Below are 25,956 nucleotides of genomic sequence, written 5' to 3' on the forward strand. Positions count from 1 at the left end.
GTGTTCGCGAGGCCCGAACCACCGGTTCCCGTTCCGCTGCCGGCGGCACCCGCCCCGACCTCCACGCCGGGCGCCGCCGGCAGCGGAACGGGAACCGGTGGTTCGGGCCTCGCGAACACCGGGTCGGATGTCGCGGCCGTCGCACCGTGGAGCGCCGGCGTACTGGCGCTCGGCGTGCTGCTCGCCGCGGGTGTGGGCCTCCGCCAGCGTCGACGGCAGCACCGCGAGCGCAGCTGATGACGCGTCTCTGAACCGAGACGACCGCCTGACGACGGCGCCCGTCGAGCCCTGAACCTCCGGCTCGGCGGGCGCCGTCGTCTTCCGTTCACCACCAGCCCTGTACACGACGCTCCTGCTCGCCTACTCTGGCGAAACCGTGAGCGAGCCGAGAATCAGTGCCGATCGCTCCTCGCGCGTTCATCCACCACCGGGAACCACCAGAGAGGAGAGACTGCGCATGCGTCGGTCATCTTCGAGAATCACCACGATCGCGGCGGCGACAGCGTTCGCTGCGACGGTCGCCCTGTCACTGCCGACAGCGGCGAACGCCGCGCCGCCCTACCCGAGCGACGACACCCCGCCCGATCTCATCTCCCTGTTGCAGGGGTACAACTCGTTCTGGCAGTCCGATGGCACGAACGACCTGCACGGCACCGTCGTCGACGGAAAGATCCTCGCCTTCAACGACGAGGTCGTCACCTGGGTCAACAACAACGCGACCCCGGCCCAGCAGAAACTCGCCCTGCAGGATTCGCTCTACCAGAATGCCGACAACACCGCCTTCGACCAGTCGATCACGGTGGCGACCGCACTCGGCTCCGTGCTCGCCCCCCTGTTCGTCGACGGCCGCCAGAACGGCGACCTGCCCCTCACCAGCGCCCTCATGAACAGCGAGACCGGCACCAGCGGGGCCTACGTCAGCACCAATGCGGCGAAGGGCCACTTCAGCTACCCCCGCCCCTACGTGCCGACCGATGTCACGACGCCTGCCGTTCCCGGCGATGAGGCAGCCTGCGCTCGCGATCTCGTCAACGGCTCGTCGCTCACCGAGAACCGCGTCGGAAAGCCCTACGCGGCCGCCGACGGAAACCTCGACATCACGCGGGTCGCTCCCGTCGTCGACACTTCGCACCAGTTCTCCCCCATCGACGTTCCGCTCGACGTGGGCTACGGCAGCGCCGGTCTCTGCACGGGCGGCTCGTTCCCGAGCGGCCACACCACGACCGCGTACCAGTCCGGCATCACCCTGGCCACTCTGCTGCCCGAGCTCGCCCCCGAGATTCTGACCCGGGCATCCGAGCAGGCCAACAATCGCATGGTGCTCGGCGTGCACTACCCGCTCGACCTGATGGGCGGTCGCATCGACGGCGAGGCCGCTCTCGCCGAACGCTGGAGCGACGAGAAGTACCGCACCGAGGTGCTGGAGCCCGCGCGCACCGAGCTGGTCGACTACCTGCAGGCCGCCTGCGGCGGGTCCATCGCCGACTGCGCAGCCCAGGGTGCCCCGTACTCGTCGAATCCCTACGGTGGCAAGGCCATCCCGGGTGGAACGCCGCAGATCGTCACCGATCGGCTCTCGGCCCTCGCGGTCTACACCGAGCGGATGACCTACGGCTTCCCGAAGGTGGGCGAGAGCGGCCAGGCGCCGTCTGTTCCCGAAGGCGCCGAGAACCTGCTGCTCACCACCTTCCCCACCCTGACAGACGCCCAGCGCACGTCGGTGCTCGCCCAGACGGAGATCGACTCCGGCTTCGCGCTCGACGACACGGGCACGGCCACCGGTTCGTGGCAGCGCCTCGACCTCGCCGCCGCCACCAGCGCGACGGTGCAGCTCGCGGCCGACGGCTCCGTCTCGGTCGTCTCGGTCGGCGGCAGCGCCGCTGTTCTGCCGGTCGCGCCCGCCACGCCGACGCCGACGCCGACGGCCACCCCGACCCCGACGGCCGCCCCGGTCACACCGGTTCCCACGTCGACAGCGGGCGGCGGGAACGGTTCCGGCACCGGCGGCTCGGGCCTCGCGAACACCGGGTCGGATGTCGCGGCCGTCGTGCCGTTCAGCGCCGGCGCCCTGGCGCTCGGCATCGTGCTCGCGGTGGTGGCCGGTCTCCGCAGCCGTCGTCGTGCAGGAGCCGCCAAGCGCTGACGAACATCCTGAACCGCCCGAGAGGGAGTCGACCGAACGGAACGGCGACAGTTAGCTGTAACTACAGCGAACTGTCGCCGTTCCGGCGTACGCTGGAGGCATGAAAGCTCTTCGATATGTTGCTGTCGGCCAGGCCCCCGAGGTGGTCGAGATTCCGATTCCGAAGCCCGGCCCCGGCCAGGTGCTGCTGAAGGTCACGGCGGGTGGCGTCTGCCACTCCGACGACTACGTCATGGGACTGCCCGAGAACGAGTACCTCGAGCAGGGCTACCCGCTGCCCCTCACCCTCGGCCACGAGGGCGCCGGCATCGTGCACGAGCTGGGCGAAGGTGTCGACTCCACCCTGAAGGTCGGCGACGCCGTGGCGGTCTACGGGCCGTGGGGCTGCGGCCGCTGCCACAACTGCTCTGAGGGCAAGGAGAACTACTGCACCAATGCTGCAGCTGAGGGCATCCGCCCTCCCGGTCTCGGCAGCCAGGGTTCGATGGCCGAGTACATGATCGTCGACGACGCCCGCCACCTCGTTCCGCTCGGCGACCTCGACCCCGTGAAGAACGTGTCGCTGACCGACGCGGGACTCACCCCCTACCACGCCATCAAGCGCTCCCTGCCGAAGCTCGGTGCGGGCACGGTGGCCGTGGTCATCGGAACCGGCGGGCTCGGGCACGTCGGCATCCAGATCCTGAAGGCCCTCTCGGGGGCGACCATCATCGCCCTCGACGTGAGCGACGAGAAGCTCGAACTGGCCACCCACGTCGGCGCCGACCACGTGCTGATCAGCGATGCGGATGCGGCGGCGAAGATCCGCGAGCTGACGAACGGTCTCGGGGCGAACGCCGTCTTCGACTTCGTGGGCGCTGGGCCGACGATCGCCCTCGCGACCAGCGTCGCCGCCATCGAAGGCGATGTCACCGTCGTCGGCATCGGCGGGGGCACCGTGGAGTTCGGTTTCGGCTCGATCGCCTACGACGTGGCCGTGCGCATCCCGTACTGGGGATCGCGGAGCGAACTCATCGAGGTGCTCGACCTCGCCCGGGCCGGCAGGATCGATGTCGAGGTGCAGCCCTACAGCCTCGACGACGGCCCGCAGGCCTACGCCGACCTCGCTGCCAGCACGATCAGGGGGCGCGCGGTCATCGTGCCGTAGCGCGCACGGCGGGCGTCGGGCATGCTGGTGGCATGGAACGCTCGGAGCTCGTCGACCTCGCCCTGCGGGTAGCGGGCGGCTTCCCGGCCGTCAGCCAGGGGCAGCCGTTCGGCGAGGGCGCCGAGGTGTTCAAGGTGGTCGGCAAGGTGTTCGCGATCGTCGACACGGTTCCGGATGCCGCGGGAGTGGTCGATGCGCGGAGCCCCGCCATCGTGACGCTGAAGTGCGCGCCGCCGCACGCCCGCGCCCTCGTGGCGGAGCACGCCAGCATCATCCCGGGCTACCACATGAACAAGGAGCACTGGATCTCGCTCTGCCCGGGCGCCGACCTCTCGCCGACCCTGGCCGAAGACCTGATCGGCAACTCCTACGACATCGTGGTGTCGCTGCTGCCGCGGGCCCAGCGACCGTCGGCCTGAGCAGCGCGGGCGCCCGGCGCCGGGCGTCCCGGCGCGATTCGCACGGGGGTAGTGTCGTCGGGTGCCCGCCTACTTCGAACGCCTCGACGACGACCGCTACCGCCCGACCGAGCACGCCGGCGGCGCCTGGAACCCGGGTGAGCTGCACTTCAGCCCGCTCGCCGGCCTCATCGTGCACGCGATCGACCGCCACAGGGCCGCCTCCTCTGAGGCTGCCACCAGCGCGGTCTCCGGCGCGGTCTCCGGTGCACGCGACGAGAAGCAGCTCGGCCGCATCAGCTTCGACATCCTCGGCTTCCTCGCCGCCGACGACGTCACCATCACCGTGTCGACCATCCGACCCGGCCGCACCATCGAACTCGTCGAGGCGAGCGTCGGGATCGGTGGCAGGCCCGCCGTTCTCGCCCGGGCCTGGTTCGTGGGCACCGCCGACACCGCCAGCGTCGCCGGCGGTGAAACCGATCCGCTGGCCGCCCCCGACTCCCTGGAACCGTGGGCGCTCAGCGACACCTGGCGCGGAGGGTTCGTCGCCTCACTCGACGTGCGGGCGGTCGGCACGCCCGTGCCCGGCCGGGCCGCCGCCTGGCTGCGCTCCCCCGCCGAACTCGTCGCCGACGAGCCGAGCAGCCCGCACGCGGCCTTCGTCGCCCTCGTCGACACCGCGAACGGCATCGCGATGCGCGAACCGATCACGAACTGGATGTTCCCGAACCTCGACCTGACGATCCACCTCTTCCGGCAGCCGAGCGGGCCGTGGGTGGGCCTCGACACGCACGTCACCTTCGGCGCCTCCGGCCAGGGCCTCACCAGCACGGCCCTCCACGACGCCAGCGGCCCCGTCGGTCGCGCCGAGCAGCTGCTCACCGTGCGCCCGCTCCCCGCGGCGCCCTGAACCGCCGCGCCCATCCGCCGCCCCGATCCGCCACTCGCTGCTCTGCGCGCCGCCCGTACACTGGGGCGAACCGACGAAGGGAAGACCCATGGCCGCCGCCGAGGACGAGAGTTTCACCGCCGAAGAGAAAGCGGCCATGAAGGAGCGCTCGAAGGAGCTCAAGACCGCCGCCCGTCGCCGGGCGTCGGGCACGAAGGTCGACCCTCTCGTCGATCTGCTCGCGAAGATCGACGAGATGCCCGAGCCCGACCGCGCCATTGCGATGCGTGTGCACGAGATCGTGACCGAGAGCGCACCCGATCTGACCCCGAAGACGTGGTACGGGATGCCCGGCTGGGCCCTCGACGGCACCGTGGTGATCTTCTTCCAGGGTGCGACGAAGTTCAAGACCCGCTACTGCACCCTCGGTTTCAGCGACAGCGCCCGCCTCGACGACGGCCCCCTGTGGCCCACCTCCTACGCCCTGGCCGAGCTCACCCCCGACGTCGAGCGCACCGTTGCCGCCCTGGTCACACGCGCCGTCGCGCGCTGACCCCGCCCCGAGACCGCCCCCACCCCACCCGCGGGGGCTGGGCCGAAGCCTTTGGCCCCGCAGGCCAGTGATCGGCCGCAGAAGGCGTCATGGCCGGGCGAACGACACGTCGGCGGCGTCGGTCACCTCGGCCGAGCGCCCGGGCGCCTGCTGGTACTGCCAGTAGAGGTTCGTGTGCGCGATCACCTCGGCGGGAGGCGGTGCGCCCCACTCCGACCGGTCGTCGGTCGTGTGGGCGTCGCCGACGAGCGTCACGTCGTACCCCCGCGTGAAGGCACCGTGGATGGTCGAGCGGATGCACGCATCCGTCTGCGCACCCGCCACGACGAGGCGGCCGATGCCCGCCGCCGCCAGCACCTCCTCGAGGTCGGTGCCCTCGAACGAGTCGCCGAACGTTTTCTGCACCAGCGGCTCCGCCGGCGCCCGCACGAGTTCGGGAACGTACTGCCACCCGTCGCTGCCGGGCTGCAGGTCGTCGGCGCCGTGCTGCACCCAGACGACGGGCACCCCCTCGCTGCGGGCGCGGTCGACGAGCTCGCCGATGCGCTCCACCACCGCATCACGCTCGTGGGCGCCCGCCACGACGTCTTTCTGCACGTCGATCACGACGAGCGCGGTGTTCGGTCTGCTGTCGAGGGTTGTCATGGGTGGCTCCACTTCGTCGTCGGTGACTCAACGCTAGAAGAGACCACCGACATCCGCCAGAACCGGGCGCCGCAGGTACGCTCAGTCGCCCTTCGGCGACCCGGCCTGCTGCTCCACCGGCTCCGCTTTAGGCGCTGACGGAGCCCCGTCGCGAGCAGACCCCCGGGCCGCCTCACGAGCCGCCCCGCGCTGCGATGCTTCGAGCGCTTCGGCCTCCTCACCCGACACCGCCTCGCCCCGAGCGACCATGCCCGCGACATCCGAGAGCGTGATCTGCGGCAGCAGCAGCGACAGCACAAAGGCGACCGCGATGAACGGGATGAGATACCAGAACACGGGTGCGAGCGAGTCGGCGTATGCGGTGACGACCTGGTCCTGCACGGCCGACGGCAGTTGGTTCAGCGTCGCAGGGTCGAGCGTGGCGGTCGCCTGCGAGGCGTCGCCGGCCGAGGCGCCGGTGCCCGAGAAGACCGCGAGCAGTTTCTCTGACAGGCGGCTCGTGAAGAGCGCCCCGAACACCGCGACGCCGAGCGCGGAGCCCACCTCGCGGAAGTAGTTGTTCGTGCTGGTGGCGGTACCCACCTGCGTGGCCGGCACCGAGTTCTGCACGACCAGCACCACGACCTGCATGATGAGGCCGAGCCCCGCGCCGAACACGAACAGGAACACGCAGATCAGCCAGATCGGCGTCGTCGCGCTGAGCGTGGTCATCGCGAACATCGCGGCCCCGGTGATGAGCGTTCCGAGAATCGGGAAGATCTTGTACTTGCCCGTGCGCGTGATCGCCAGACCCGACAGGATCGAGGTTCCGATCAGACCCACCATCATCGGCAGAAGCAGCAGCCCCGACGTGGCCGCCGAGGTCTTCGAGGCCATCTGCAGGAAGGTCGGCAGGAATCCGATCGCCGCGAACATCGCGATGCCCAGCACGAAGCCGATGGCCGTGGCGATCACGAACACGCGATTGGTGAAGAACGAGAGCGGGATGATCGGATCCTCCGCCCGCGACTCGACGAACACGAACAGGGTGCCGGCGACGAGCAGGCCTGCCCCGAACATCCACGTCTCAGGGGCGCCCCAGCCGTGCTGGTCGTTGCCACCGAACTCGGTGAAGAAGATCAGGCAGGTCGTCGCGATCGAGAGCAGCAGCACACCCGGCAGGTCGATCTTCATCGTGGCCTTCTTGCTCGGCAGCCGGAGCGCGAACCAGGTGATGATGAAGGCGGCGATGCCGACAGGGATGTTGATGTAGAACGCCCACTCCCAGGTCAGGTGGTCGACGAAGTAGCCGCCGAGCAGCGGCCCACCGACGGCGGCGAGGCCGAAGATGCCGCCGAGCGGGCCGAGGTACTTGCCGCGCTCGGAGGCGGGAACGATGTCGGCGATGATCGCCTGCGAGAGGATCATCAGACCGCCGCCGCCGAGGCCCTGCAGCGCCCGGAACACCACGAACATCCAGAAGTCGGTCGAGAAGGCGCAGCCCACCGAGGCGAGCGTGAACAGCGCGATGGCGACCAGAAAGAGGTTGCGACGACCGAGCACGTCGCCGAACTTGCCGTAGATCGGCATCACGATCGTCGTGGCGAGCAGGTAGGCCGTCGTGATCCAGGCCTGGTTCTCGACACCGCCGAGCTGGCCGACGATGGTCGGCATCGCTGTTGAGACGATCGTCTGGTCGAGGCTCGAGAGCAGCATCCCGGCGATCAGGGCGCCGAAGATGATCCAGATGCGGCGCTTCGTGAGCAGCAGCGGCTCCGCCTGGTTCGTGAGGGTGGTCATGGGGTCAACACCTGGTCTTCCGGTCGTGGGTGCGGGGCGCGCGTGCGGGTGTGGTCTGCGTTCAGCAGGAGGGATGCCGTTGCCAGCCGGTCGCGCAGAATGACGTCGAACGGCCGGGTGTTGGTCTCGGAGAGAAAGGTCTCGGCGCTCAGCCCGACCATCGCGCCGACGAGCTTCACGGCGACCTCGGCCGTCTCGCGGTCGGAGCCGAGCTCTTCGCGGCGCGCGACCATCGAGACATAGCGTTCCTGCTGCTGCTCGGCAGAGTCGAGGATGAGGGCGAAGAGCGAGGGCTCTGTGCGGAGGATGGAACGGATTGCACCGGCGCCCGCTGGGGTCAGCCCCATCTCGTCGAAGGCCGCGACCGCGAGGTCGGCGAGGTCGGCGAGCAGATCGCCCGAGCCTCCGGCCATGAAGGTCGCGATGTGCTCGTCGTCCGCTCCCCGGGAGACGCCGAGCACCGCATCCTCCTTCGTCGAGAAGTAGTTGAAGAAGGTGCGCCGCGAGACGCCGACGCTGTCGCAGAGCTCCTGCACGGTGAATCCCGTGAGCCCCCTCTCAGCGGTGAGCCGGCGAGCGCCGTCGATCAGGCCGCGACGGGTGCGGGCGCGGGCGTCGGAGGGCATGCGAACAGATTTGCACTATTTGTCAGATAGTGCAAATCAGGGCTGGGCCACGCCGAGAACGGCGAGCAGCGGCGCGGCCTTCAGCTTCACCTCGGCGAGTTCGGCGGGCGGGTCGCTGAGCGCCGTGATACCCCCGCCCACCCCCACGGTCGCCGCCTCCCCGTCGATCACGATCGAGCGGATGGTCATCGCCAGCTCCGTGCGCCCGCCGAACCCGACATGGCCGAAGGCGCCGGCATAGAGGCCGCGAGCCCGCCCCTCGAAACCGTCGAGAAGGGCGATCGCGCTCCGTTTGGGGGTGCCGGTCATCGAACCCGCCGGAAAGGTCGCGGCGAGCGCATCGACCGCACCTGCACCCGCGCGCAGCCGACCCTCGACGGTACTGACCAGCTGGTGCACGCGGGACTGGGTCTCGACCGCGAGCATCCGTGTCACCCGAACGGTGCCCGGTTCGCAGACGCGGGCGAGGTCGTTCCGCATCAGATCGACGATCATGGTGTTCTCGGCGCGCTCCTTCGGGTCGGCCGCCAGCTCCCCGGCGACACGGGCATCGGCCGCGGCATCCACCCGCCGACCGCGCGTGCCCTTCACCGGCGACGTGCTCAGGATGCCGTCGGCCCCGATCTCGAGAAAGACCTCGGGTGACGAGCTCACGAGGCTGACGCCGCCGATGCGGAGCAGGGCGCCGTGGTCGCTCGGCGAGGCGCGCCGCAGCCGGGCGTGCACGTCGACGGGATCGAACCGGCCCGCGACAGTGGCCTCCGTGGTGAGGTTCAGCACGTAGGCGTCGCCCGCCCGGATCGCCTCCTGGCACGCGGCCACCTTGGCGAGGTACTCGGCGTCGCTGTCGCGCCAGGTGACGCGGGTGCCGCTGCCCGCCTCGGCGCCGCTGCCCGCCTCGGCGCCGCCCGGTTCGCCATCGGCCGGATCAGCCGGCACCAGCCGATCGAGGGCGGTCGCCGTCTCGCGGCGCCAGCGTTCGGCCTCGCCCTCCCAGCGATCGCCGACCGCGAGGAGCGTCGCCCGGCCCTCCCGCGAGACGCGAACGGCGCGTGTCACCCGGAGGAAGGCGGCATCTGCATACCGCGACCGACGGCCGAGGTCGAGCGGGGCATCCGCCCCCACCGTCTCGGCCAGCAGCTCATACCCGAGCCAGCCCACCAGAGCGAGGCTGCGGCGCGGCGACGCATCGAGCTCGACACGCAGCGCCTCGAGCACCGGCGCACCCGGCTCCCAGCGCTCACCCGCCCCGAGGTAGCTCATCGAGCCGCCGTCGAGCCAGAACACGTCGGTGTCGTCGCCGCAGAGCAGCGCGAACACCGCCTCGGTCGACACCGTGCCCGCGATCTCGTGGCGCAGCACCCCGTCGGTCATCCCCCCATCGTAGGGCGGGGCCGCGGGCCGGGATGCGGCGGGCCGCGCAGGCCGGGCGGCAGGGCGAGCCGCGCCGCTCACCGAACCACCGCCGACCCCCGTCAGCGGAGCGCCGCCACCAACCGGCGCGCACGCCCGTGCAGCCGCCGGCGGATGCGCAGCAGCGCAGAGTCGGCGGGCCAGTGCAGCGCCAGCGTCACGAACCCGCGATAGAAGCGAAAACCGAGCGTTCGCCACCGCGTGAACGGCCGGAACGAGATACCCACCGCGACAGACCGGTCGAGCCGGATGACGTGGCCCGGCGTCAGGTGGATCGTCAGGTCGAGATCGTCGTGCAACGACGTTCCCCAGCGGTGCACCGACCACGCCACCTCGTGCCACACGGCCGTGCGGAGGAAGAACGTCGACCCGAACAGCGGAACCGCCCCGACCGCCAGGCGGATCGACCGGAAGTACGCCCCGAGGTACACCGCGGCGATCAGTCGCGACCCGTGCCTCGGCCCGTCGTAGAACCTCCCCGGCCCGGTGACCGCCGCGGCTTCCGGATGCTCGGCCAGCGCCCTGAGGCCCGCCGCCACCCAGCCGGGCGGCGGCAACGAGTCGGCGTCGAGTCGCCCGACGACCGCATGCCGGGCTGCGCTGTACCCCTTCGACGCGGCGGCGGGAATGCCGGGCTCGCCCTCGTACAACAGCCGCGCACCCCAGCGCCGGGCGACGGCACCGGGGTCGTCGCCCGAACCGTTGTCGACCACGATCACCTCGGCCGGCGGAGTCGTCTGGCGGGCCAGCGCCGCGAGGCAACGTTCGAGCGCGTCGGCGTCGTCTTTCACCGGAATGACGACCGAGACGCCGGGGGCGAGCGTGAGGGGAGGCGGGAGTGGAGACAGTGTCACTCTCTCAACACTGGGTCAGACGAAGGGTCGGGGCAACCCCTTGCGCACCCGCCCCTCCGGCCGGAGAAGGTGCCGCCGCTAGGTCGTCGGCGGCTCGGCGCCCTTCTCGGTCTGCGGCCGGTTGGCGATCGTCGGGAACGCACCGGTGTACCCCTCCCGCGCCTTCGCGATCGCGAGAATGCGGCCGCGCATCAGGTACCAGCCGAGAATCAGCAGGGGCACGATGATCACGAGCGACGCGATCGTGTACGTGCCCGCCGGGTAGTCGAACGCCATCAGAATGAGCACGACCACCAGGAACACGAGCGTCAGGTACGAGGTGAACGGCGCCCCGAACAACCGGAACTTCGGCCGCTCGAGCAACCCCTTCTTCGCCATCTTCTGCAGCTTCATCTGGCACAGGATGATCGTTCCCCAGCTCGAGACGATGCCGAGCGCCGACACGTTCAGCACGATTTCGAACGCCTCCTTCGGCACGAAGAAGTTGAGGGCGACACCGAGCAGCGCGACAGCGGCGGTGAGCAGGATGCCGCCGTACGGCACGCCCCGCTTGTTCATCACGCCGGTGAACTTCGGCGCGGCGCCGCTGATCGACATCGAGTGCAGAATGCGCCCGGTCGAGTAGAGCCCGGCGTTGAGGCTCGAGAGAGCGGCCGTCAGCACCACGAAGTTCATCGCCGACCCCGCGATCGCCGCGACCGTCGGGTTGCCGATGTGGGAGAAGAACGTCACGAACGGGCTCTCGTCGGCCGCGTAGACACTCGACGGCAGCAGCAGCGCCAGCATCAGCACCGAGCCGCAGTAGAACACCGCGATACGCAGCACGACACTGTTGATGGCCCGCGGCATGATCTTCTCGGGGTTCGGGGTCTCCCCGGCCGCCGTGCCGACGAGCTCGACTCCGGCGTAGGCGAAGACCACGCCCTGGATGATCACGACCGCGACGACGATCGTCGAGATGCCGTCGGGTAGCAGGCCTCCGTTGTTCGCGATCATCGCGAAGCCCGTCGCGCCCTGGTCGGTCGGGAAGCTGAACGCGAGGAAGATCGCCCCGATGACGAGGAAGGCGACCAGCGCCACGACCTTCACCAGCGCGAACCAGAACTCCATCTCGCCGAAGACCTTCACCGAGATCATGTTGAGGGTGAGCACGAGCGCGAGCGCGATGAGGGCGAGCAGCCACTGGGGAACCACCGTGAACGCCGACCAGAACTGCACGTAGACGGCCACCGCCGTCGAGTCGACGATCGCCGTCATGGCCCAGTTCAGAAAGTACATCCAGCCGGCCACATAGGCCGCCTTCTCCCCGTAGAACTCCCGGGCGTACGAGACGAACGAACCCGACGACGGCCGGTGCAGAACCAACTCGCCGAGGGCCCGCAGAATGAGGAAGGCGAAGAACCCGCAGATCGCGTAGTCGAAGATCAGCAGCGGCCCGGCCTGGTTGAGCCTGCCGCCCGCCCCGAGGAACAACCCCGTTCCGATCGCCCCGCCGATGGCGATCATCTGCAGCTGCCTCGACTTCAGGCCCTTGTGGTAGCCGGCCTGCTCGTCGGAGAAGTCCTGGCCGGGCGTGTTCTGATCGACCTGCGACATGCGGTTCCCCGATCGACATGGCCTCCCCGTCGGAGGCACGATCCGGTAACGCTACTCCTTCGTCGGCGTCAGCTCGTCGACCACGAGGATGTCGTGGCGCAGGTGACCCGTTCGGAAGGCCGCCCGCCCCACCATGTGCGCCGCGATCGGCGCCGTCAGGCTCTGGAAGAACACGATGGCGAGCGCGAGGGTGATCGTGGCCACCGATGGGTTCGAGATCGCCACGTCGAGAACGATCGCCATCAGCCCGAGAATCTGCGGCTTGGTCGCCGCGTGCAGTCGCGAGAGCACATCCGCGAACCGGATGAGGCCCACCCCGGCCGCGAAACAGAGGAACGCGCTCAGCAGCACGAGCACCGCCGTGATCACGTCACGTACGCCGTCGCCGGTCATGTGTCATCCCTCGCCGACATGAACCGCGCCACGCTGACCGAACCGACCACCGTGAACAGGGCCAGCACGAGCAGCACGGGAAGCGTGTCGGTATGCCTGTTGACGGCCATCTCCGCGCCGAGCGCGCACATCGCCGTCGCGATCAGTACGTCGGAGGCGATGATGCGATCGAGGGCCGACGGCCCGCGGATGATGCGCCAGAGACTGGCCAGGGCGCCGGCCCCGAACAGCGCCCCGGCGATGATGATCACGACGGTCATCCTGTTCCCTTCTCGGCCTGCAGCCCTCTCAGCTGCGCCAGATCGTCGGCCGACCCCACCGCGAGAATGAGCCGTCGCTCGGCGGCGAGCACCGCCGACTTCGCGTCCGCGACATCCTGCATCGACGACACATTCAGCGCGTGCAGATACAGCGTCGCCTCGTCGCGGTCGATGTCGACCACAATGGAGCCCGGCACCAGACCGACCGTCACGGCCGTGAACGTCATGACCAGGTCGGAGCGCGAAACCAGCGGCACGGCGATGATGGCGTTGCTCGGCCGGTAGTGCGGGCGGAGCGCCGACCACGCGATCTGCAGCGAGGCCACCACGATGTCGGCCAGCAGGCGCCCGAGCAGAAGGGCCGCCCGCAGAACATTGAAGCGGCCACTGAGTCGAACCGCCGGCAGGTAGAACACGGCGGAGACGACGATCGCGAGGGCGATTCCCGTCACCGCCGCGAGCCAGGTGAACTGCCCCCACAACAGCATCCAGAGCAGAACGAGGCCGGCGAAGGGCAGCACCCCGCTCAGAATGCGGGCCTTCACGGCGCACCGCCCGGGAACACCGCATCGATGTACTCGGTCGGCGTCGCGACTCCGACAGAGGCCCGCTCCGCGAGGTCGAACAGTGGGCCGGCGAACACCGTGAGGCACACCGTCAGCGCGATGAGCCCGGTCGTCGCTCCCACCATCAGCTTCGGCAGGGTCGCCGTGACGACGCCGCCCGTCTCTTCGGGGCTCTCCCGCAGATTGCTCAGCAAAGGCGACTCGTACCCGGCGACATCGGCGGCCGGTCGCCAGAACGCCATGTTCCACACTCTCATCAGCGCATACAGGGTCAGCAGACTCGTCAGCGCCCCCGCCCCGATGAGCACGTAGACGAGCGGGCTCGGGCTCTCGGCTCCGGCCTCGAACAGGCCGACCTTGCCGAGGAACCCCGAGAACGGCGGAATGCCGCCGAGGTTCAGCACCCCGATGAAGAACAGCACGGCCACGAACGGGGCTTTCTTCAGCAGGCCGCCGAGATGGGTGATGGATGTCGACCGACCGACACGTTCGATCAGTCCGACCGAGACGAACAGGGCCGTCTGAACCATGATGTGGTGCACGATGTAGTAGATGGTCGCCCCGGTGCCGAGTTCGCTGCCGATCGCGATGCCGAAGATCATGTAGCCGATGTGGCTCACCAGGGTGAACGAGAGCAGTCTCTTCACATCGGCCTGCGTCAGCGCGCCGAAGATGCCGATGATCAGGGTGAAGAAGGCCACGATCATCAGCGGGATCGTCAGCGGCACGGCGAAGAACAGCAGTTTGTCGGTGCGGATGATCGCGTAGACGCCCACCTTCGTCAGCAACCCGGCGAAAACCGCCGTCACCGGTGCGGGCGCCGTCGGGTACGAGTCGGGCAGCCAGAACGAGAGCGGGAACACCGCCGCCTTCACGGCGAACCCGATCAGCAGGGCGGCGCACAGAATGATCTGCACATCGAGGGGCAGCGCCTGGATGCGCGTCGACAGCAGCGCCATCGTCACCGTACCGGTCGCGCCGTAGATCAGCGCGATCGCGGCGAGGAAGAACAGCGACGACACCAGGCTCACCACGATGTACGTCGTGCCGGCCCGGATGCGGGCGCCCGTGCCGCCGAGCGTCAGCAGCACGTAGCTGGCCGCGAGCAGCATCTCGAACCCGACGTACATGTTGAAGAGGTCGCCCGCGATGAAGGCGTCGAACAGCCCGGCCGACAGGATCAGGTAGGTCGGGTGGAAGATCGAGACCGGCGTGTCCCTGTCGCCGTCGGCGATCCCCTGCCCGATGGCGAAGACGAGCACGCCCAGCAGCATCAGCGCCGACACGAGCACCATGATCGCCGACAGCCGGTCGACCATCAGCACGATGCCGAACGGCGGCTCCCAGCCGCCCACCTTCACGACGGCCGCCTGCCCCGTCGTGTCGACGACGACGAGCAGCACGGCGGCCGCCACCGTCACCACCACCAGCGAACTCACGCTGATGGCGACCTGGATGCGCGGGTGACGCCCGAGAATCAGGGTCACGGCTGCTCCGGTGAGCGGCAGCACGACCAGGAGGGGAACCAGGGCGTTCATCGGCGATCACCGCCGTCGTCGTCGCTGTCGTCGCCGGCCGCCGCGAGCTGCGCCCGCACGGCCTCGTCGTCTTCGTCGAGCGAGGCGTGGTAGACCTCGGCCTCCTCCGCATCGATCGCGTCTTCGTCGTCGATCGTCACGTCATCGCCCTCGTCGCCCAGGTTGGCCAGCCACCACGACCGGTAGATCAGCGCCAGAATGAAGGCCGTCACGCCGAAGTTGATGACGATCGCCGTCAGCATCAGCACCTGCGGCACCGGGTCGACCGTGGTCTCGCCCGTCGCTCCCCCGTCGATGATCGGCGCATCGCCGGCGCGCCCCGACATCATGAAGATGAGCAGGTTGGTCGCGTTGCCGACCAGCACGAACCCGATCAGAATGCGGGTCAGGCTCTTCTCGAGCATCACGTAGACGCCGGCGCCGTACATGATCGCCATCAGCACGACGAGGGTGAGCGAAGCGCTCATGCGCGCACCCCCTCTGCACCGGTTCCGGATGCCGCGGTGGCGGCATCGGCACCGGCACCGGTATCAGTGCTCTCGTCGCCGCGCGAGCCGTCGTCGCTGCCCGAGGCGCCCTCGCCGTCGCCGTCGGCCGCCTCGGCCTCCTGCCGGTCGACCTCGCCGCCGAGGCTCCGCAACACGTCGAGCACCACACCGATCACGACGAGGTACACGCCGATGTCGAAGATCGTCGACGTGCCGAACGACACGTGCCCGACCAGGGGAAGGTCGCCCTCGAAATACGCCGACGTGAGAATGTCTCCCCCGAAGAACAGCGAACCGAGCGCCGTGCCCGTCGCGACGAGCAACCCGCCACCGAGCAGGATGCCCGGGCCGATCGGCAGCGTCTCACCGAGCTCGTACCGGCCGCCTGCGAGGTAGCGCGCAATCAGCGCGAGGCCCGCCAGCAGCCCGCCGGCGAAGCCGCCGCCGGGCAGGTTGTGGCCAGCGAACAGCAGGTAGATCGACACCAGGATGGCCGGGTGGAACAGCAGCCGCACCAGCACCTCGATCATCAGCGATCGCGTCTCGGGCGCCAGTGTGCGACCACCGAGCAGCCAGGTGTGCTGCCGGGCATCCGGAGCCTCGTCGAGGGTGTGCGGGTCGGTCACCAGCTGGGCGCGCTCGCTGCTTCGCCGGCGCGTGCGGGAGTCCCGCAGCCGGGGAACCGTCACGTTCCGGCCGGTGACGAAAAGCAGGCTCGCCACTCCTGTCGCCACCACGACGAGAACAGAGAGCTCGTTCATCGTGTCCCACGCGCGGATGTCGACGAGCATCACGTTCACGACGTTCTTGCCGTGCCCCTCCTCGACGGCGAGCCGGGCCAGCTCCGGCCCCAGCCCCCCGGCCTGCCTCGCACCGAGGGCGATCAGCCCGACCAGGCCCATCGTGACCCCGACCGCAGCCCCGATGAGCGCCCGGCGCCACCGCCGCACGGGCTTGTTGTGCTGGGCGATCTTCAGCGGCAGCCGGCGCAGCACCAGCACGAACACCACGATCGTCACCGTCTCGACGAGGGCCTGGGTGAGCGCCAGGTCGGGTGCCCCGTGAAAGGCGAACAGCACCACGAGGCCGAAACCGGTCGCCCCTGCGAGCAGCACGGCGGCGAGCCGGTGGGTAGCGCGAGCTGCCATGACCGCAGCGACCGCCATCGCTGCGGCGACGAACACCTGGGCGGGGTAGTCCCACGCCACGAACTGCTCGGGCCAGGTGCGGTTCATGGCCGAGGCGACGCCGAGGCACAGCACGAACACCAGCAGGATGGTCGTGAGGTACTGCGGCAGGCCACCCCGCTGCGCGAAGACGGTGACGCGAGCCGCGACGCGGTCGACGCCGTGCACGATGGCCCAGTAGCTGCGGGCGGCATCAACCACCGGAGGCAGAGCGCGCTGCAGCCGCGCGAAGCGGCGGCGCACCGCGAAGAGGCCGAGCCCGATCGCGATCGCGGCGGCCGACAGCCCCAGGGCAGGCTCGAGCCCGTGCCAGAGCGCCAGGTGGTAGTCGCCTTCGCCGGCCACGGTGTCTGCGTAGCTCTCGAGTGCATGACCGAGCGGGGTGGCGAGCAGCCCGAGTGCGACGGTCGCGAGGCTCAGGATGATCGGGGCCGCGAGTATGCCTCTCGAGGCATGTGACCCGTGGTCGGCCGTGGGCGGCGCATCCGCTGCGGCGACCGCGGCCGTACCGGCCTCGAGTTCCGGCTTTCGGGCGAAGGCCCCCCACACGAAACGGGCGCTGTAGGCGACGGTCAACGCCGAGCCGATCACCGTACCGGCCAGCGCCAGCCACCCCCAGGCGTCACCGGCCGTGCCGGCCTCGATGAAGGCCGAGAACACGCCTTCCTTCGCGACGTAGCCGAGCAGCGGCGGAATGCCCGACATCGAGGCCACCGCGACGAGGGCCGTCAGCAGCAGTACCGGCCGACGCCGGCCCAGCCCGGTGAGGGCCCGCAGGTCGCGGGTGCCCTCGTCGTGGTCGATGATGCCGACGACGAGAAAGAGCGTCGCTTTGAACAGCGCGTGCGACAGCAGCAGGGCGGCTCCGGCGAGGGCTGCGTCGCGGCTGCCGAAACCGACCACCACGATCAGAAAACCCAGCTGGCTGACGGTGCCGTAGGCCAGCAGCAGCTTGAGGTCGTTCTGGCGGAGCGATCGCCAGGCGCCGAGGATCATCGTCGCGACCCCCACGATGACGACGACCGGCATCCACCCCGGGGTGTCGGCGAAGCCGGGCGCGAGGCGCGCCACGAGGTAGATGCCGGCCTTCACCATCGCCGCCGCGTGGAGGTACGCGCTCACCGGGGTCGGCGCCGCCATCGCCGCAGGCAGCCAGAAGTGAAAGGGCACCAGCGCCGACTTCGAGAACGCCCCGACGAGAATCAGCAGCACCGACACGGTCACGACTGCGCCCTCGGGCGGGTTCGCGACCAGGTGCGAGATCGACGTGCTGCCGCCGGCGACAGAGAGCAGCACGACGCCGACGAGCATGGCGAGCCCGCCGAACGTCGTGACGAGCAGCGCCTGCAGGGCCGCGCCGCGACTCTCCTTGCGCTCGGTGTAGTGGCCGATGAGGAGGTACGAGAGCACGCTCGTGATCTCCCAGAACATGAACATGATGTAGATGTCGTCGGCCGTGACCAGCCCGAACATCGTGCCCGCGAAGGCCAGCAGCAGGGCCGCGAACCGGCCGAGCGACGGCTCGTCGTCGGAGAAGTAGCGGGCGCAGTAGACCATGACGAGCGAACCGACTCCGGTCACCACCAGGGCGAGCAGCCACGCGAGCGTGTCCATGCGGAACGAGAACGCGATGCCGAGCTGGGGAATCCACGGCACGGTCTCGGCGATGACCCCGCCCCCGAGAACGGTGCCCGACTGCAGCGCGGTGTACACGAACACGGCCGCCGGCAGCAGGGCGACCACGTAGGAGACGCGGGCACCCAGCACCCGCGTGAGAGCGGGAGTGAGCACCGAAAGCCCCACGAACGTCAGCAGGGCAAAGATCACGCGGATCTCCTCATTTCGGGGAGAGGGGCAGGCTCACAGTTTACCGGGTGCTCCCTGAGAGCCCTGACAGGAACCGGATGCCGCCTCCCCCCGCCGACCGAGCCGCGGCAGCACCGCCACCAGAACGACCATCGCCACCAGTTCGACGAGCGTCTGGGTGACCACCGCCAACGGAGCGAGCGGCCAACGGCCCGCCACCGACAGGGCGAGCGGAAGCACGACGAGGGAGTTGCGGGTCGTCGCGCTGAAGACCGCCGCGCGCCGTGCCGGCACGTCGAGACGCGCCGACCGAGCAACCACCGCTGCCAGTATAGGGACCAGCACGGCGAACACCACGTAGAGCGGCACCACCCGCGCCAGCGCCGGGAGTTCGGAGCCGACAGCGGCCACCTGCGACGCGACCACCACGGCGAGCGTCGCCATCATCAGCGGCACCATCGCTGCCTCGGCGGTACGCAGCACGGCTCGCGCCGCCCGTGGGGCCGCCGCTCCGCCTCGTGCCCCCTCGGCCGCCCCTTCGCCTCGGCCCGCCAGCCACTGCACCGCCCCGGCGAGCGCCAGCGGCAGCACGATCAGCACCACGAACGAGCCGACGAGCGGTGCCGGATCGACCGCGGCCACGGCATCCACCCCCGCGAACAGCACGAGGAAGAGCGGCAGCAGCGCGAGCTGCAGCACCATCAGCACGGGCGTCGCGGCGAGCATGCGCTCGCGCGCGCCGCCGGCCAGCCCGGTGAAGACCACCACGTAGTCGACACACGGGGCGAGCAGCACGAGCAGCGCGCCGATCAGCAGCGCCTCGTCGTCGGCGACGAAACGCGTCAGACCGAACACGATCGCCGGAACCACCACGAAGTTCAGCCCCAGCACCACGCCGAGAAACCGGCCGTCCCGGAACGCTGCGGGCAACCGCGCGACGGGTACACCGGCGAACGTCGCGAACAGCAGCAGCCCGAGAACGGGAGTGATCGCGACCTCCAGTGCACCCGCCCACATCGGCACCGCCAGCCCGACGCCCGCACCGACCGCGAGAGACCCCACGTAGAGGGCGATCTGGTGGCGCTCCATCCCGTGCACCGCGCCACCCGCCATTGCTCGACCCTACTGCGCCGGTCATCGCCGCGCTGAGCCCGCTTGGCCCGCTCAGCCGCTGAGCCGGTGTGCCGCTGAGCCGCTGAGCCGCGCGACACTCCCGCGAGAACGCGCTCCCGCCCGCCGGTCACGGTGCAGCAAGATAGTGGCATGAACGAATTCCTCGATGCCGGGCTCGACGCCTTCTGGGGCGAGACGCTGGCTGCCGCCACGGGTTCCGAACGTCCGCCCTTCTCCGCCGTGGTCAAGGCCCCCGGTCACGCCGTCTACCTCTCCGGCCAGACCTACCCCGTCATCGGCTCGACGGATGCCGTGGCCCCCGCCCTCGTTGACCTGCGCGAGCAGACCGAGGCGTGCCTGCAGAACCTCGACCGGCTCATCACCGCTGCCGGAGGAACCCGCACCGACATCGTGAAGGTCACCATCTTCAACACCGACATGAGCCGCCAGCAGGTCGTCAACGACGCCTACGCCGAGTTCTTCGGCGACCATCGCCCGGCGCGCAGCCACGTCGAGGTGTCGCGGCTCGCCGACCCCGACCTCCTGATCGAGATCGAAGCGATCGCGTCGCTGTGACGCTGCCCCGGCCCTCCGCCCCGGTGCCGGCCGGGCGTACCGTCGAACCCGGCGACCGCTGCCCCTGCCTGAGCGGCACCACCTACGCCGAATGCTGCCTCCCTGCCCACCTCGGCGTGCAGCCGGCACCCACGGCCGAACGGCTGATGCGCTCCCGGTACTCGGCGTTCGTGGTCGGCGACGCCGCCTACCTGCGTTCGTCCTGGCATCCGTCGACCCGCCCGGCGACGATCGACCTCGACCCCACCCAGCACTGGTACCGCCTCGACATCGTGAACCGCACAGCGGGCGGGATGCTCGACCGCACAGGCACGGTCGAATTCGTCGCCCACTACCGCCACCCCGCAGGGCCGCAGGGCGGCACCGTGCGCGGGGAGCTACGGGAGACCAGCACCTTCGCCCGGCACCGAGGCGAATGGTTCTACGTCTCGGGTGAGCATCCGCCGATGCCTGCCGGGGAGCGCGCATGACGAGCGAACAGTTCACCATCGTCGTCATCGCGGTTCTGGCGGTCATCGATCTCGGCGTGCGCATCACCGCGATCATCGTCGTGCCGCGCAACCGGCGTCCGTCTGCGGCGATGGCCTGGCTGCTCGCGATCTTTTTGATCCCGTACGTCGGTGTGCTCGTCTTCCTGCTGATCGGCAGCTACAAGCTCCCGAAGAAGCGGCGCGACAAGCAGGTGGCGATCAACGAGTTCATCATCGAGACCACCAACGGCATCGAGCTGGTCACCGACGACAAGCCGTGGCCGCCGTGGCTCCGCTCGGTCGTGCACCTCAACCGCGAGCTCGGCGCGATGCCCCTGGTCGGCGGCAACTCGGCGAGCCTCATCGGCGACTACGCGGCATCCATCGCCGCGATGGCGGCCGAGGTCGACAGGGCCGAGCGTTTCGTGCACGTCGAGTTCTACCTGATCGCGCTCGACGACGTCACGGGCGTCTTCTTCGACGCGCTCGAAGCCGCGGTGAAGCGCGGCGTCATCGTGCGCGTGCTGGTCGACCACATCACGGCCATCCGCAGCCCCACCCACCGGGCCACATTCAAGCGGCTCACGGCGATGGGTGCGAACTGGCAGTTCATGCTGCCGGTGCAGCCGCTGAAGGGAAAGTGGCAGCGGCCCGACCTCCGCAACCACCGCAAGCTGCTGGTCGTCGACGGAACGGTCGGCTTCATGGGCTCGCAGAACATGGTGAGCCGCGACTACAACAAGAAGAGCAACATTCGTCGCGGTCTCAAGTGGCAAGACCTGATGACGCGGGTCGAAGGCCCGATCGTCAGCGGTATCAACGCCATCTTCATCACCGACTGGTACAGCGAGACGAACGAGTTGCTCTCGCGCGAGACGGTCGAGATCACCGACGAGATCGTGAATTCAGCACCGGATGCCCTGGACTGCCAATTGGTGCCCAGCGGCCCGGGGTTCGAGGGGGAGAACAACCTGCGGCTCTTCCTGGCGCTGATGTATTACGCGCAGCGGCGCATCATCATCACCTCGCCGTATTTCGTCCCAGACGACTCGATGCTGTACGCGATCACGACGGCGGCCCAGCGCGGCCTCGACGTGCAGCTGTTCGTCTCGGAGATCGGCGACCAGGCGGGGGTGTATCACGCGCAGCGGTCGTACTACGAGGCTCTCCTGCGGGCCGGCGTGAAGATCTGGCTCTACCAGGCGCCGTACATCCTGCACGCGAAACACTTCACGATCGACGACGATGTGGCGGTGATCGGGTCGAGCAACATGGACATCCGGTCGTTCAACCTCGACCTCGAGATCTCGATGATGGTGCGCGGCCGCCGTTTCGTCGAGGAGATGCGCGGCATCGAAGACGGCTACCGTGCCCTCAGCCGCGAACTCACGCTCGACGCCTGGCTGAAGCAGCCGCTCCGCTCCACCATCCTCGACAACCTCGCCCGCCTGACCTCCGCCCTGCAGTGAGGGCCGTCTTCGACTCGGCGATTTCTGTCGCCTGCTCCGGCGCTGAGCGACAGAAATCGCCGAGTCGATGTGAGGGTCAGGCGCGCGAGCGGAGCAGGGTGAACGAGCAGTCGCGCACGATGAGCGTCGACACGGGGGCCACCACCTGCTGCTCGGGGTCGCTCGACAGGGCCAGCTCCCACTCGGCGTTCGGCGCATCCGGAACCTGGAACTCGACGCCGTTCTCGGCGGCGTTCAGCAGCAGCGCGAATGCGTCGCCGCTCTCGTGCTCCAGCAGGAAGGCGATCGAGCGCGCGTCGGGGTTCTTCCAGTCCTCGTCGCTGAACTCCTCGGCGTCGCTCCGCTCGATGACCACGGTGTCGGAGTCGCCCGTTGACGGCGCCGAACGGAACCACGCCGGGTGCAGCGCCAGGTTCTCACGGCGCAGCGCGATGAGCTGCGTCGTGAAGGCGAGCAGCTCCTGGTCGGCGTTCGCCCAGTCGAACCACGAGATCTCGTTGTCCTGGCAGTAGGCGTTGTTGTTGCCGCCCTGTGTGCGGCACATCTCGTCGCCGCCGAGCAGCATCGGCACACCGGCCGACAGCAGCAGCGTCGCCAGGAAGTTGCGTCGCAGACGCGCACGCCGCTCGTTCACGGCCTCATTGTCTGTCGCCCCCTCCGCCCCGCCGTTCGACGACTTGTTGTCGCTCTCACCGTCGTTGTTGTCTTCGCCGTTCGCCGCGTTGTGCTTCGAGTTGTAGGCGGTGAGGTCGGCGAGGGTGAACCCGTCGTGCGCCGTGACGAAGTTGATGCTCGACAGCGGCGAGCGGCGGTCGGCCTCGTAGACGTCGGGGCTGCCCAGCACACGCTGCGAGAGCGTGCCCAGGATGCCGTCGCTGCCGTGCCAGAAGTCGCGCACGTCGTCGCGGAACTTGCCGTTCCACTCCGACCAGTCGGCCGGGAAGCCGCCGACCTGGTAGCCGGCCGTGTCCCACGGCTCGGCGATCATCTTCACCGGCGCGAGCACCGGATCCTGCTGGATCAGCGTGAGGAACGCACTGTGCAGCTCGGCGTCGCCGCCCTGCCGGGTGAGGGTCGTCGCGAGGTCGAACCGGAACCCGTCGACGTGCATCTCGGTCACCCAGTACCGCAGCGAGTCCATGATCAGGCCGAGGGCCGTCGGGTGCGAGACGTTCAGGCTGTTGCCCGTGCCTGTCGTGTCGAAGTAGTTGCCGCGGTCGTCTTCGACGAGCCGGTAGTACGCCTCGTTGTCGATGCCCTTGAACGACAGCGTCGGGCCCATGTGGTTGCCCTCGGCGGTGTGGTTGTAGACCACGTCGAGAATCACCTCGAGGCCGGCCGCATGCAGGTTCTTCACCATCTGCTTGAACTCGGCGACCTGCCCGCCGCCGTCACCCGCCGACGCGTACTCGCCGTGCGGGGCGAAGAAACCGATGCTGTTGTAGCCCCAGTAGTTGCGCAGGTCTTTCTCGAGCAGGTGGCTGTCTTGAACGAACTGGTGAACCGGCATGAGCTCGACCGCGGTGATTCCGAGGTCGGTGAAGTGCTTGATGGCTGCAGGATGCCCGAGGCCGGCGTAGGTGCCCCGAATCTCTTCGGGAACGTCGGGGTGCAGCTTCGTGAAGCCCTTCACGTGGGTCTCGTAGATGACGCTCTCGCTCAGCTGTGTGCGGGGCGCGACGTCGGGGCCGCTGCCGTCGCTCTCGCCGCTCCAGTCGAACGCCGGATCGGTGATCACGCAGAGCGGGGTCGACCCGGCCGAGTCGCTCTCATCCATCTTCTCGGGCTCGTTCATGTCGTGACCGAACACTGCCTGGCCCCAGGTGTAGTCGCCCTCGATCGCCGTGGCGTGCGGGTCGAGCAGCAGCTTGTGGTGGTTGTGGCGGAGGCCCTCGGCCGGGTTCCACGGACCGTCGACACGGATGCCGTAGCGCGTGCCGATGCCGACGCCCTCGACGAAGCCGTGGAAGACGTGCCCGGTGCGCTCGGTCAGCCGCGTCACGGTCTCGCCCGCGGTGCCGTCGTCACCGAAGCTGCAGAAGTCGACGGAGTCGGCGGTCTCGGAGTAGACCGCGAACGAGATGCCCCCCTCGAGCAGTGTGACACCGAGCGGATAGGGCAGAGAGCGGGGAGGATTCGTCATACTCATATCCTTCCGGGTGCCACTGACACTCCCCCGCCACGGCGGGAGGGCTTGACGAGCACGGCCCGCGCATGCTGAGCGCGCGGCACTGCGGCAAAACCGGCCCGGGCGCAAGGGTGGCCGGTGCGGCAACACCCTCCCCTACTGTGGAGGGGCGGGCCAGACGGCCCTGCGGGTTGCACGGGGCTCAGTCCACCGATCGCGCACTGCCGCCGCCCACCTCCGCTGCCCTCATCGCCCGCCCCACCATTCGACCCCGAGGAGAACCGTGCCGACCGCCCTCTCGTGGGTCACCCTCGCTCCCCTTCGCCCCGTCGCACCGGGCCCCTGGGTTGCGCTCGCGTCGGCGTGGGTGCAGGCGGTTCCGGATGCCGCGACCCCCGCCGGCGGCATCGACACGGGGGGCGTCGACCCGGTCTCGGCGGCACTGCGCTTCGCGGTCGAGTGTGCTGCCGCGCATCCGTTCCCCGGAGGCGGACGCACCGCCGAACTGTGGGAGCTGCTCGCCACCGTCGCGGCCGCCGACCTCGGCGCCGCCCGCGCGGTCGAGCCGCACCTCGACGCCCTCGCCATTCTCGACCAGGCGGGCCGGCTCGACCTTGCGACCGGCTCCACCACGTGGGGCGTGTTCGCGGCAGAGGGCGGTGACGACCCGCTGACCGCCACCCGCGCAGCCGACGGCGGGTGGACCCTCACCGGCACCAAGCCGTGGTGCTCCCTCGCCGACCGGCTCGACCGGGCGCTGGTCTCGGCCAGGCTCGCGCCCGTCGCGGCCCCCGCGCCCTCAGCTCCGTCGGAGGGCGGCACCGCGGCAACGAGCAACGCCCCGGCCGGCGGCGCCGCGCCGGCGAGCGTGCAGACCCCCACCCGCGGCCTCTTCGCCGTCGACCTGCACGAGCCGGGCGTCACCGTCGTCGACGGCGCCTGGAAGGCACGCGGGCTCAGTGAGATCCCGAGCGGACCTGTGCGCTTCGAGGCCGTTCCCGTCGAGCCCGTCGGCGACCCGGGCTGGTACCTCCGTCGGCCCGGCTTCTCGTGGGGCGGCATCTCGGTCGCCGCCTGCTGGTTCGGGGGCACCGTCGGGCTCGCCCGTACCCTCCTCGACCGCGCGGCCGCCGGCAGCGATCCTCTCCTCCACATGCACCTCGGTGCAGTGGATGTGCACATCGAGAACGCCCGCCGCACCCTCGCCGAGGCCGCGGTACTCGTCGACGCCGGGTCAGCGGTCGGCGACCCGGGCCGCCTGCTCGCCAAACGCGTGCGGGCAACGGTCGCCCACGCAGCCGAGGCGACGCTCACCCACGTCGCCCACGCCCTGGGGCCCGCTCCCCTCGCCCTCGACGCCGAGCATTCGAAACGTGTCGCCGACCTCGAGCTGTACATCCGCCAGCACCACGCCGAGAAAGACGACCTCTCGCTCGGTCGCCAGCTCGCGGTGGCGACCGGCCCGTCGGCGTCGCCCGCTGGCACCGCGGGGGTCGTCGAGGTCGCTCCGTGGTGAGCTTCGACGCCCGTCTCCCCGGCACCGCAGCCGCCGACTGGCTGGGCGACCCGCGTTTCGCGGCGATGCCCGTCTTCTCCCTCACAGGCGTCGACCGGATGATCGTGGTCGCCGCCCACCCCGACGACGAGACGCTCGGGGCCGGCGCCCTGATCGCCTCCGCCCGCGCCCGCGGCATCCCCACCTCGGTCATCGTCGTCACCGACGGCGCCGCCTCCCACCCCGGGTCTCCCTCCGTCGCCGCCGCCGCCCTCGCGGCGACCCGCGCCGCCGAAGTGCAGGCGGCACTCCACCTCTTGAACCCCGACGCCACCCTCACCCTCCTCGGCTTCCCCGACGGCCGCGTGCGCGAGAACCGCACCGCCATAGCGGCCGCCCTCCGCCCCCTCCTCTCCTCCAC

At 69.7% G+C, this 25,956-nt stretch carries 24 protein-coding genes and 1 pseudogene; 11 read left to right on the forward strand and 14 right to left on the reverse strand.

What is annotated here, in order from left to right; genetic code table 11:
* The 6 genes and pseudogenes from C5B96_RS17510 to C5B96_RS00380 form a co-directional block, all read left to right on the forward strand.
* Positions 1-237: pseudogene (locus C5B96_RS17510) on the forward strand (hypothetical protein); the annotation flags it as partial.
* Positions 238-457: 220 nt separating this feature from the next.
* Positions 458-2,143: a phosphatase PAP2 family protein gene (locus C5B96_RS00360; protein WP_104241823.1), complete on the forward strand. Its 1,686-nt coding sequence runs from the start codon at positions 458-460 to the stop codon at positions 2,141-2,143.
* Positions 2,144-2,243: 100 nt separating this feature from the next.
* Positions 2,244-3,290: an NAD(P)-dependent alcohol dehydrogenase gene (locus C5B96_RS00365; RefSeq protein ID WP_104241825.1), complete on the forward strand. Its 1,047-nt coding sequence runs from the start codon at positions 2,244-2,246 to the stop codon at positions 3,288-3,290.
* A 32-nt stretch (positions 3,291-3,322) separates the two neighbouring features.
* A complete protein-coding gene (locus tag C5B96_RS00370) occupies positions 3,323-3,709 on the forward strand; it encodes an MmcQ/YjbR family DNA-binding protein (protein ID WP_104241827.1) in 387 nt (128 codons plus the stop codon).
* 61 nt (positions 3,710-3,770) lie between these two features.
* Positions 3,771-4,601: a thioesterase family protein gene (locus C5B96_RS00375; RefSeq protein WP_104241829.1), complete on the forward strand. Its 831-nt coding sequence runs from the start codon at positions 3,771-3,773 to the stop codon at positions 4,599-4,601.
* Between the two features lie 88 nt (positions 4,602-4,689).
* Positions 4,690-5,133 (forward strand): iron chaperone, encoded by a 444-nt coding sequence (locus tag C5B96_RS00380; protein ID WP_104241831.1) that lies wholly within the window; start codon positions 4,690-4,692, stop codon positions 5,131-5,133.
* Between the two features lie 87 nt (positions 5,134-5,220).
* Here the strand turns inward: C5B96_RS00380 and C5B96_RS00385 are convergent, their stop codons facing one another.
* The 13 genes from C5B96_RS00385 to C5B96_RS00445 form a co-directional block, all read right to left on the reverse strand.
* Entirely contained in the window at positions 5,221-5,778 is a 558-nt protein-coding gene (locus C5B96_RS00385) for a cysteine hydrolase family protein (RefSeq protein WP_104241833.1), read from the reverse strand.
* Positions 5,779-5,859: 81 nt separating this feature from the next.
* Positions 5,860-7,557 carry an MDR family MFS transporter gene (locus C5B96_RS00390; protein WP_104241835.1) on the reverse strand — a complete coding sequence of 566 codons (1,698 nt, stop codon included), beginning with the start codon at positions 7,555-7,557 and terminating at the stop codon, positions 5,860-5,862.
* Positions 7,554-8,183: a TetR/AcrR family transcriptional regulator gene (locus tag C5B96_RS00395; RefSeq protein ID WP_104241837.1), complete on the reverse strand. Its 630-nt coding sequence runs from the start codon at positions 8,181-8,183 to the stop codon at positions 7,554-7,556. The genes C5B96_RS00390 and C5B96_RS00395 overlap by 4 nt, the downstream gene beginning before the upstream one ends.
* A gap of 36 nt (positions 8,184-8,219) precedes the next feature.
* Positions 8,220-9,557 carry an anthranilate synthase component I family protein gene (locus tag C5B96_RS00400; protein WP_104241839.1) on the reverse strand — a complete coding sequence of 446 codons (1,338 nt, stop codon included), beginning with the start codon at positions 9,555-9,557 and terminating at the stop codon, positions 8,220-8,222.
* A gap of 101 nt (positions 9,558-9,658) precedes the next feature.
* Positions 9,659-10,450, reverse strand: coding sequence for a glycosyltransferase family 2 protein (locus C5B96_RS00405; RefSeq protein WP_104241841.1), 792 nt, complete (start codon positions 10,448-10,450; stop codon positions 9,659-9,661).
* A gap of 78 nt (positions 10,451-10,528) precedes the next feature.
* Positions 10,529-12,046, reverse strand: coding sequence for an amino acid permease (locus tag C5B96_RS00410; RefSeq protein WP_104241843.1), 1,518 nt, complete (start codon positions 12,044-12,046; stop codon positions 10,529-10,531).
* Positions 12,047-12,097: 51 nt separating this feature from the next.
* On the reverse strand, positions 12,098-12,439 hold the full coding sequence (gene mnhG, locus C5B96_RS00415; protein WP_104241845.1) for a monovalent cation/H(+) antiporter subunit G: 342 nt from the start codon (positions 12,437-12,439) through the stop codon (positions 12,098-12,100).
* A complete protein-coding gene (locus C5B96_RS00420; protein ID WP_104241847.1) occupies positions 12,436-12,699 on the reverse strand; it encodes a monovalent cation/H+ antiporter complex subunit F in 264 nt (87 codons plus the stop codon). Before C5B96_RS00420 ends, mnhG begins: the two co-directional genes overlap by 4 nt.
* The gene (locus C5B96_RS00425; RefSeq protein WP_104241849.1) at positions 12,696-13,244 is read right to left on the reverse strand and encodes a Na+/H+ antiporter subunit E; all 549 of its coding nucleotides are present in this window, start codon (positions 13,242-13,244) and stop codon (positions 12,696-12,698) included. The genes C5B96_RS00420 and C5B96_RS00425 overlap by 4 nt, the downstream gene beginning before the upstream one ends.
* A complete protein-coding gene (locus tag C5B96_RS00430) occupies positions 13,241-14,803 on the reverse strand; it encodes a Na+/H+ antiporter subunit D (RefSeq protein WP_104241851.1) in 1,563 nt (520 codons plus the stop codon). Before C5B96_RS00430 ends, C5B96_RS00425 begins: the two co-directional genes overlap by 4 nt.
* Positions 14,800-15,270 carry a sodium:proton antiporter gene (locus tag C5B96_RS00435; RefSeq protein WP_104241853.1) on the reverse strand — a complete coding sequence of 157 codons (471 nt, stop codon included), beginning with the start codon at positions 15,268-15,270 and terminating at the stop codon, positions 14,800-14,802. The genes C5B96_RS00430 and C5B96_RS00435 overlap by 4 nt, the downstream gene beginning before the upstream one ends.
* Positions 15,267-18,305: a Na+/H+ antiporter subunit A gene (locus C5B96_RS00440; protein WP_233188898.1), complete on the reverse strand. Its 3,039-nt coding sequence runs from the start codon at positions 18,303-18,305 to the stop codon at positions 15,267-15,269. The genes C5B96_RS00435 and C5B96_RS00440 overlap by 4 nt, the downstream gene beginning before the upstream one ends.
* Positions 18,306-18,338: 33 nt before the next feature.
* Positions 18,339-19,397, reverse strand: a complete 1,059-nt coding sequence (locus C5B96_RS00445) for an arsenic resistance protein (RefSeq protein ID WP_233188899.1) — start codon at positions 19,395-19,397, stop codon at positions 18,339-18,341.
* Positions 19,398-19,547: 150 nt separating this feature from the next.
* On the opposite strand from C5B96_RS00445, the gene C5B96_RS00450 reads away from it, so the two are divergent.
* Genes C5B96_RS00450 through cls form a run of 3 tightly spaced genes read left to right on the forward strand, consistent with a single transcriptional unit; the run spans position 19,548 to position 21,912 of the window.
* On the forward strand, positions 19,548-19,973 hold the full coding sequence (locus C5B96_RS00450; RefSeq protein WP_104241857.1) for a RidA family protein: 426 nt from the start codon (positions 19,548-19,550) through the stop codon (positions 19,971-19,973).
* Positions 19,970-20,443, forward strand: coding sequence for a YchJ family protein (locus tag C5B96_RS00455; protein ID WP_369826411.1), 474 nt, complete (start codon positions 19,970-19,972; stop codon positions 20,441-20,443). Before C5B96_RS00450 ends, C5B96_RS00455 begins: the two co-directional genes overlap by 4 nt.
* Complete coding sequence (cls, locus tag C5B96_RS00460; protein WP_104241859.1) at positions 20,440-21,912, forward strand: cardiolipin synthase; 1,473 nt, start codon at positions 20,440-20,442, stop codon at positions 21,910-21,912. The genes C5B96_RS00455 and cls overlap by 4 nt, the downstream gene beginning before the upstream one ends.
* 76 nt (positions 21,913-21,988) lie before the next feature.
* Here the strand turns inward: cls and glgX are convergent, their stop codons facing one another.
* Positions 21,989-24,055: a glycogen debranching protein GlgX gene (gene glgX, locus C5B96_RS00465; RefSeq protein ID WP_104241861.1), complete on the reverse strand. Its 2,067-nt coding sequence runs from the start codon at positions 24,053-24,055 to the stop codon at positions 21,989-21,991.
* A gap of 268 nt (positions 24,056-24,323) precedes the next feature.
* Between glgX and C5B96_RS00470 the strand changes: the two genes are divergently transcribed.
* On the forward strand, positions 24,324-25,556 hold the full coding sequence (locus C5B96_RS00470) for an acyl-CoA dehydrogenase (protein WP_233188900.1): 1,233 nt from the start codon (positions 24,324-24,326) through the stop codon (positions 25,554-25,556).
* Positions 25,550-25,956: PIG-L deacetylase family protein (locus C5B96_RS17675; RefSeq protein ID WP_233188901.1), on the forward strand; the 407-nt coding region annotated here is incomplete at its 3' end. The genes C5B96_RS00470 and C5B96_RS17675, both read left to right, overlap by 7 nt.

The sequence above is a fragment of the Subtercola sp. Z020 genome (assembly GCF_002931235.1).
Lineage (GTDB): Bacteria > Actinomycetota > Actinomycetes > Actinomycetales > Microbacteriaceae > Subtercola.

Bases quoted from the DNA above. Each gene is read 5' to 3' on its own strand.
- C5B96_RS00360 (WP_104241823.1), top strand. From the start codon at position 458: ATGCGTCGGTCATCTTCGAGAATCACCACGATCGCGGCGGCGACAGCG.
- C5B96_RS00365 (WP_104241825.1), top strand. From the start codon at position 2,244: ATGAAAGCTCTTCGATATGTTGCTGTCGGCCAGGCCCCCGAGGTGGTC.
- C5B96_RS00370 (WP_104241827.1), top strand. From the start codon at position 3,323: ATGGAACGCTCGGAGCTCGTCGACCTCGCCCTGCGGGTAGCGGGCGGC.
- C5B96_RS00380 (WP_104241831.1), top strand. From the start codon at position 4,690: ATGGCCGCCGCCGAGGACGAGAGTTTCACCGCCGAAGAGAAAGCGGCC.
- C5B96_RS00385 (WP_104241833.1), bottom strand. From the start codon at position 5,778: ATGACAACCCTCGACAGCAGACCGAACACCGCGCTCGTCGTGATCGAC.
- C5B96_RS00390 (WP_104241835.1), bottom strand. From the start codon at position 7,557: ATGACCACCCTCACGAACCAGGCGGAGCCGCTGCTGCTCACGAAGCGC.
- C5B96_RS00395 (WP_104241837.1), bottom strand. From the start codon at position 8,183: ATGCCCTCCGACGCCCGCGCCCGCACCCGTCGCGGCCTGATCGACGGC.
- C5B96_RS00400 (WP_104241839.1), bottom strand. From the start codon at position 9,557: ATGACCGACGGGGTGCTGCGCCACGAGATCGCGGGCACGGTGTCGACC.
- C5B96_RS00410 (WP_104241843.1), bottom strand. From the start codon at position 12,046: ATGTCGCAGGTCGATCAGAACACGCCCGGCCAGGACTTCTCCGACGAG.
- mnhG (WP_104241845.1), bottom strand. From the start codon at position 12,439: ATGACCGGCGACGGCGTACGTGACGTGATCACGGCGGTGCTCGTGCTG.
- C5B96_RS00420 (WP_104241847.1), bottom strand. From the start codon at position 12,699: ATGACCGTCGTGATCATCATCGCCGGGGCGCTGTTCGGGGCCGGCGCC.
- C5B96_RS00430 (WP_104241851.1), bottom strand. From the start codon at position 14,803: ATGAACGCCCTGGTTCCCCTCCTGGTCGTGCTGCCGCTCACCGGAGCA.
- C5B96_RS00435 (WP_104241853.1), bottom strand. From the start codon at position 15,270: ATGAGCGCTTCGCTCACCCTCGTCGTGCTGATGGCGATCATGTACGGC.
- C5B96_RS00445 (WP_233188899.1), bottom strand. From the start codon at position 19,397: ATGGCGGGTGGCGCGGTGCACGGGATGGAGCGCCACCAGATCGCCCTC.
- C5B96_RS00450 (WP_104241857.1), top strand. From the start codon at position 19,548: ATGAACGAATTCCTCGATGCCGGGCTCGACGCCTTCTGGGGCGAGACG.
- cls (WP_104241859.1), top strand. From the start codon at position 20,440: ATGACGAGCGAACAGTTCACCATCGTCGTCATCGCGGTTCTGGCGGTC.
- glgX (WP_104241861.1), bottom strand. From the start codon at position 24,055: ATGACGAATCCTCCCCGCTCTCTGCCCTATCCGCTCGGTGTCACACTG.